This is a genomic window from Marinifilum sp. D714, from assembly GCF_030851345.1.
GTDB lineage: Bacteria > Bacteroidota > Bacteroidia > Bacteroidales > Marinifilaceae > Marinifilum.
The window spans coordinates 1-5298 of the sequence record NZ_JALPNU010000048.1 but is presented as its reverse complement, the minus strand read 5'-3'; the positions used below and the strand labels follow the sequence as shown (position 1 = coordinate 5298).

Sequence of the window (5298 nt, the reverse complement as noted above, 5' to 3'; positions counted from 1 at the left end):
AGAAAAAACTTCAAAAATATTTCAAATTTAATTTGGAATTTGGAAGAAGTTTTATTTATCTTTGCACTCGCTTTTCCGCCTGATTTTTCAGGTGAATAACTAAGGAAAAACAGAACGATACGTTCTTTGAAAATATTGAAAACAAGAAGTTAGGTAAATACAAGAATAATAACCTTGTCAATTAAAAATTACCATTAAACTTTGATAATCTGAATGAGACAGAATTATAAAAACTTTTATACAACGAAGAGTTTGATCCTGGCTCAGGATGAACGCTAGCGACAGGCCTAACACATGCAAGTCGAGGGGCAGCATTTCCAGCTTGCTGGAAGATGGCGACCGGCGCACGGGTGAGTAACGCGTATGCAACCTGCCTTACACAGGGGGATAGCCCGGAGAAATCCGGATTAATACCGCATAATGATCAAATTTCGCATGTTATTTGATTTAAAGCTTCGGCGGTGTAAGATGGGCATGCGTAACATTAGCTTGTTGGTAAGGTAACGGCTTACCAAGGCAATGATGTTTAGGGGGTCTGAGAGGATAGTCCCCCACACTGGTACTGAGACACGGACCAGACTCCTACGGGAGGCAGCAGTGAGGAATATTGGTCAATGGGCGCAAGCCTGAACCAGCCATGTCGCGTGCAGGATGACGGCCCTATGGGTTGTAAACTGCTTTTTTACGGGAATAAACTTAGCTACGTGTAGTTAACTGAAGGTACCGTATGAATAAGGATCGGCTAACTCCGTGCCAGCAGCCGCGGTAATACGGAGGATTCGAGCGTTATCCGGATTTATTGGGTTTAAAGGGTCCGTAGGCGGATTTGTAAGTCAGTGGTGAAATCTCACAGCTCAACTGTGAAACTGCCATTGATACTGCTAATCTTGAATATAGTTGAGGTAGGCGGAATACGTTATGTAGCGGTGAAATGCATAGATATAACGTAGAACACCGATTGCGAAGGCAGCTTACTAAGCTATTATTGACGCTGATGGACGAAAGCGTGGGGAGCGAACAGGATTAGATACCCTGGTAGTCCACGCCGTAAACGATGATTACTCGTTGTGCGCGATACACAGTGCGCGACTGAGCGAAAGCATTAAGTAATCCACCTGGGGAGTACGTTGGCAACAATGAAACTCAAAGGAATTGACGGGGGCCCGCACAAGCGGAGGAACATGTGGTTTAATTCGATGATACGCGAGGAACCTTACCTGGGCTTAAATGCAGTTTGACCGATCTGGAAACGGATCTTCTCTTCGGAGCAAATTACAAGGTGCTGCATGGTTGTCGTCAGCTCGTGCCGTGAGGTGTCGGGTTAAGTCCCATAACGAGCGCAACCCCTATCGTTAGTTGCTAGCAGGTAATGCTGAGGACTCTAGCGAGACTGCCACCGTAAGGTGAGAGGAAGGTGGGGATGACGTCAAATCAGCACGGCCCTTACGTCCAGGGCTACACACGTGTTACAATGGCTAGTACAAAGGGCAGCTACCTGGTGACAGGATGCTAATCTCAAAAGCTAGTCTCAGTTCGGATCGGAGTCTGCAACTCGACTCCGTGAAGTTGGATTCGCTAGTAATCGTATATCAGCAATGATACGGTGAATACGTTCCCGGGCCTTGTACACACCGCCCGTCAAGCCATGGAAGCCGAGGGGACCTGAAGTTCGTAACCGCAAGGAGCGACCTAGGGTAAAATTGGTAACTGGGGCTAAGTCGTAACAAGGTAGCCGTACCGGAAGGTGTGGCTGGAACACCTCCTTTCTAGAGATTTAGAATATCGACAAAGGTTTATGGTGATAAGACAGAGTTTTATTCTGTTTTGCCTGACTTTCACTTGTTTTCATTTAATATACCATAACCCATAGCGTTAGGGTGTTTAAGACCGCTAGCATATGGATTATTAATTTAGTCCTGTAGCTCAGTTGGTTAGAGCACTACACTGATAATGTAGGGGTCCGCAGTTCAAATCTGCGCAGGACTACGATATATAACGTTTTGGGGGATTAGCTCAGCTGGCTAGAGCGCTTGCCTTGCACGCAAGAGGTCATCGGTTCGACTCCGATATTCTCCACGAAATACGATGGTGTATTAAAAGTTCTTTGACATGTTGAAAGTAGTAAAGTAGAAGTAACCAATAGTAAAGAAACAACGATTGATTTCGTGATGAAAGTTTATACTTTTATTGGCACAAAAAGAAGTAATTAAGGGCGTATGGCGGATGCCTAGGCTCTCAGAGGCGATGAAGGACGTGATAAGCTGCGATAAGCTACGGTGAGGTGCAAATAACCTTTGATCCGTAGATTTCCGAATGGGGCAACCCACTCAGCAATGAGTATCCTTTAAGGAGGCAAACCCGGAGAACTGAAACATCTAAGTAACCGGAGGAGAAGAAAACAAAAGTGATTCCCCTAGTAGTGGCGATCGAACGGGGATTAGCCCAAACCATTATTGTTTCGGCAATGGTGGGGTTGTAGGACTATAATATGATGATCGGCGTGAAGTGGAATTGTTTGGAAAGACATACCAAAGAGAGTGATAGTCTCGTACACGTAAGCAAAGTGAATCTAGTAGTATCCTGAGTAGCGCGGAACACGAGGAATTCTGTGTGAATCTGCCAGGACCATCTGGTAAGGCTAAATACTCCTGAGAGACCGATAGTGAACAAGTACCGTGAGGGAAAGGTGAAAAGCACCTCGAACAGAGGAGTGAAAGAGTACCTGAAACCGTACGCCTACAAGCGGTAGGAGCACCTATATGGTGTGACTGCGTGCCTTTTGCATAATGAGCCTACGAGTTACTCCTCACTAGCGAGATTAAGCACTTCAGGTGCGTAGTCGAAGCGAAAGCGAGTCTGAATAGGGCGTAAAGTTAGTGGGGGTAGACGCGAAACTTGGTGATCTACCCATGGTCAGGCTGAAGCTCTGTTAAACCAGAGTGGAGGGCCCAACCGTCACACGTTGAAAAGTGTTCGGATGAACTGTGGGTAGGGGTGAAAGGCCAATCAAACTGAGAAATAGCTCGTACTCCCCGAAATGCATTTAGGTGCAGCGTCAGAGTCGAGAGTTATAGAGGTAGAGCTACTGATTGGATGCGAGGGCTTCGCCGCCTATCAAATCCAGACAAACTCCGAATGCTATAACTTATATCTGGCAGTGAGCCTGTGGGTGCTAAGGTCCACAGACGAGAGGGAAAGAACCCAGACCATCAGCTAAGGTCCCCAAGTGTATGTTAAGTTGAACAAACGAGGTGAGATTGCTTAGACAGCTAGGATGTTGGCTTGGAAGCAGCCATTCATTTAAAGAGTGCGTAACAGCTCACTAGTCGAGCGATCTTGCGTGGATGATAATCGGGCATAAATATACCACCGAAGCTATGGATTTAGAATTTATTCTAACTGGTAGGGGAGCATTCTAACGGCGCAGAAGCAGTATGGTAATGTATTGTGGAGCTTTTAGAAAAGCAAATGTAGGCATAAGTAACGATAATGCGGGCGAGAAACCCGCACGCCAATAGACTAAGGTTTCCTGATCAACGCTAATCGGATCAGGGTAAGTCGGGACCTAAGGGGTAGCCGAAGGGCGAACTCGATGGACAACCGGTTAATATTCCGGTACTTTCTATTACTGCGATGGGGTGACGAAGAGATGACAATGCCGCGAACTGACGGAATAGTTCGTTGAAGGACGTACGTTATGAGAGAGCCAGGTAAATCCGGTTCTTGAGCTGAAATCTGATAGTACAGCAATGCTACGGCAGCGCTGATAGTGCATGTAATTTTACTTCCAAGAAAAACCTCTAAGCTTCAGGTAATAGAAACCCGTACCACAAACGGACACACGTAGTCAAGTAGAGAATACTAAGGCGCTCGAGTGATTCATGGCTAAGGAACTCGGCAAAATGGTCCTGTAACTTCGGGAGAAAGGACGCCTCTTTCGGGAGGCCGCAGTGAAATGGCCCAGGCGACTGTTTACCAAAAACACATGGCTTTGCAAAATCGAAAGATGACGTATAAGGCCTGACACCTGCCCGGTGCTGGAAGGTTAAGTGGAGGGTTTAGCTTCGGCGAAGATCTGAAATGAAGCCCCAGTAAACGGCGGCCGTAACTATAACGGTCCTAAGGTAGCGAAATTCCTTGTCGGGTAAGTTCCGACCTGCACGAATGGTGTAACGATCTGGGCACTGTCTCAGCCATGAGCTCGGTGAAATTGTAGTATCGGTGAAGATGCCGATTACCCGCAACGGGACGGAAAGACCCCGTGAACCTTTACTGCAGCTTCACATTGATTTTGGGTAAGTGATGTGTAGGATAGGACGGAGACTATGAAGTTGCCTCGCCAGGGGTAATGGAGTCATCCTTGAAATACGTCCCTTTGCTTATCTGAAGTCTAACGTCTAACGACGGACAGTGTGTGGTGGGTAGTTTGACTGGGGTGGTCGCCTCCAAAAGAGTAACGGAGGCTTCTAAAGGTACCCTCAAGACGTTTGGTAATCGTCTGCAGAGTGCAATGGCACAAGGGTGCTTGACTGTGAGACATACAGGTCGAGCAGGTACGAAAGTAGAGCATAGTGATCCGGTGGTTCCGTATGGAAGGGCCATCGCTCAAAGGATAAAAGGTACTCCGGGGATAACAGGCTGATCGCTCCCAAGAGCTCATATCGACGGAGCGGTTTGGCACCTCGATGTCGGCTCGTCACATCCTGGGGCTGGAGAAGGTCCCAAGGGTTGGGCTGTTCGCCCATTAAAGTGGCACGCGAGCTGGGTTCAGAACGTCGTGAGACAGTTCGGTCCCTATCTGTTGTGGGCGTTGGAAATTTGCGAGGATCTGACTCTAGTACGAGAGGACCGGGTTGGACTAACCTCTAGTGTATCTGTTGTGGCGCCAGCTGCATAGCAGAGTAGCTACGTTGGGCAGGGATAAGTGCTGAAAGCATCTAAGCACGAAGCCTACCTCAAGATGAGATTTCCTTTAAGGGTCGTTAGAGACGATAACGTTGATAGGTTGCAGATGTAAAGGCGGTAACGTCAAAGTCGAGCAATACTAATTACCCGAAAGCTTCTGAGTGGCGAGGTCAATCGCTGAATCTTACAAAAAAAGGTTCTTTTATTTTACTTTTCAATGTGTCTATGATATTAGCTTGATCGATATAGATCAACAACGATTTTAGGTGTTTATAGCGACGGGGTTCCACCTCTTCCCATTCCGAACAGAGAAGTTAAGCCCGTTAGCGCCGATGGTACTGCAGAGATGTGGGAGAGTAGGTCGACGCCAACCTTTAAAGAGTCTTATTCCAA

Annotated in this window: 2 tRNA genes and 3 rRNA genes; all 5 read left to right on the top strand. The window is 47.1% G+C overall.

Annotation, left to right across the window (positions count from 1 at the left end):
* The first annotated feature begins 240 nt into the window (after positions 1 to 240).
* A 16S ribosomal RNA gene (locus M0051_RS19430) occupies positions 241 to 1766 on the top strand.
* A 146-nt stretch (positions 1767 to 1912) separates the two neighbouring features.
* Positions 1913 to 1986, top strand: a tRNA-Ile gene (locus M0051_RS19425).
* Between the two features lie 16 nt (positions 1987 to 2002).
* Positions 2003 to 2076: transfer RNA gene (locus tag M0051_RS19420), tRNA-Ala, on the top strand.
* 120 nt (positions 2077 to 2196) lie between these two features.
* A 23S ribosomal RNA gene (locus M0051_RS19415) occupies positions 2197 to 5068 on the top strand.
* A gap of 99 nt (positions 5069 to 5167) precedes the next feature.
* A 5S ribosomal RNA gene (rrf, locus tag M0051_RS19410) occupies positions 5168 to 5278 on the top strand.
* The 16S, 23S and 5S rRNA genes sit together here with 2 tRNA genes alongside, the layout of an rRNA operon.
* Positions 5279 to 5298: the final 20 nt, after the last annotated feature.